General features: G+C 72.6%; 1 protein-coding gene and 2 pseudogenes. All 3 read left to right on the top strand.

The genetic code is table 11. The features are described from left to right. Positions 1-357 (top strand): annotated as a pseudogene (locus tag D455_RS29890) (acetylhydrolase); the annotation flags it as partial. Positions 358-461: 104 nt separating this feature from the next. Next, positions 462-1547: a potassium channel family protein gene (locus D455_RS0109375; protein ID WP_017570471.1), complete on the top strand. Its 1086-nt coding sequence runs from the start codon at positions 462-464 to the stop codon at positions 1545-1547. Positions 1548-1615: 68 nt separating this feature from the next. Beyond that, a pseudogene (locus D455_RS29885) lies at positions 1616-1839 on the top strand (DUF2786 domain-containing protein); the annotation flags it as partial.

Below are 1839 nucleotides of genomic sequence, written 5' to 3'. Positions count from 1 at the left end.
GAGAAAAAGCCGCTGGCCCTGGTCCAGAACGACCAGGGCAACGTCTGGGACGGCATGGAGCAGATGTGGCCGCGCCTGGACGGGTGGCGGCAGTGGGTCCGGCTCGAGGGCTCCGGGCACTCCAACGGCATCGACCGGGGCGTGCTGATGGAGCAGATGGGCCTGGCCGACCTCCTTCCCCCCGAGCAGTGGCGCGACCTCTACGGAGACATCCCGGTCGAGCGCGGGCTGACCCTGGTGCGCACCTACGGCGTGGCGTTCTTCGACCACCACCTGCGCGGCGGTGACCAGCCGCTGCTGGAGGACCCCGAGAGCTTCCACCCCGAACTGGTCGTGGTGGAGCCCGAGGAGGACTGACCACCGCGCGGGGTGCCGCCGGCCGGCGGCGCCCCGGTGGCTTCCCCCTTCCGAACGGGGAGGACACCGGGTATCGCCTCCGGTCGCCGGGGTAGGCGCCCACCATGGTCTTCGTCTCGCTCCTGGGAACACTGCTCATCGTCCTGATCGCCTGCGATGTCGCCACCACCGTGCTGCATCCGGACTCGGAGGGGGTGGTGGCCGGACGCGTCCGCAAGGCGGTGTGGGGCTCGACGGTGCTGGCGGGTGCGCGTCTGCCGCGTGCCAAGCAGCGGCTGGTCAGTCTGACCGGGCCGCTGATCCTGGCGGCGACCTTCGTGTCCTGGGTCCTACTGCTCACCCTCGGCCTGGCGCTGGCCGTCTGGCCGATGATGGGTGAGGAGTTCAGGATCAGGACCGGCCTCGGTCCCCTCGGCTTCCTCGACGCCCTCTACTTCGCGGGCGGCACCGTCACGGTCCTGGGCTACGGCGACCTGACCCCGGCATCACCCGGGAGCCAGCTGGTCTCGCTGTTCGGCGCGGCGATCGGCTTCACCCTGTTCACCGGGATGGCCACCTACGCCATCCAGGTCCTCAGCGGTGTGACCAAACGCAACCAGTTCACGCTGTCGGTCCACGACGACGTACGCGGCCGTGACGGCGTCACCATGCTGGCCGAGTACCTGGCCCTGGACGGCGCCTCCGGCGTCCGCACGCACTGCCGGAACTGGGCTGACAGCATGCGCCTGGTCGACGAGACCGTGCGCCGGTACCCGCTGGTGGCCCTCACCTACCGGTCCCGGCGCCAGGAGTACTCCCCCGAGCCCGCGCTGCGCCACATGGCCGAGGCGACGGTGGCGGCACTGGTGGCGAGCGGACACGAGCCCACGCTGCGCCCGTCCGCCGAGTCCCTGCGCCTGGCGCTGGTCCGCCTCCAGAGGACCATCGCCCTCACCTACCTGGGCGGCGACGTCGTCCACCGACTGGATGACCCCCAGCCGACCGAGCACGACCAACGGATGGCGCACAGGGTCGAGCGCCTGCTGCGGACCCGCCTCGACGGCCTCGGAGCCAGCACCGGCCCGGGTCCCGTCCCCGGGGAGGACCACCGCACGGTGGTCGAGACGGTCCACCGCTGCCGGATCTTCCTCGACGGCCTGCACGGGTGGGAGCGCACCGAGGGCCCCTCCCACGAGTGGGAGACGCGTTGACCGGTGATCCCCCCACACGCCGATAGGATGGCCTGCTGGCTTGGAGCACCGTCCGGACGGAGGACCACGTGGGGAAGAAGGGTCGCGGCCGACAGCGGCGCGCGGACGGTCGCGGGGCCGCCGACGCCTGGGCCGGTCCCGCGGCCGGGGACTCCCCCGACCGGGTGGTCTCGGGCGCGGTCGACGCGCTGGTGCGCGGTCAGGAGGGCGGCGGCGTGGACCTGGCCGCGGCCCGTCTGGCCGACACCGAGGACTCCGCGTGGGCCGACGCGGCCGACCGGGCCGTGACCGA

Source organism: Nocardiopsis halotolerans DSM 44410, assembly GCF_000341065.1.
Taxonomy (GTDB): Bacteria; Actinomycetota; Actinomycetes; order Streptosporangiales; family Streptosporangiaceae; genus Nocardiopsis; species Nocardiopsis halotolerans.
This window is presented reverse-complemented; position numbering and strand designations above follow the sequence as displayed.

What these genes read in the sequence shown, in the direction of transcription:
- D455_RS0109375 (WP_017570471.1), top strand. Translation starts at nt 462, where the DNA reads ATGGTCTTCGTCTCGCTCCTGGGAACACTGCTCATCGTCCTGATCGCC.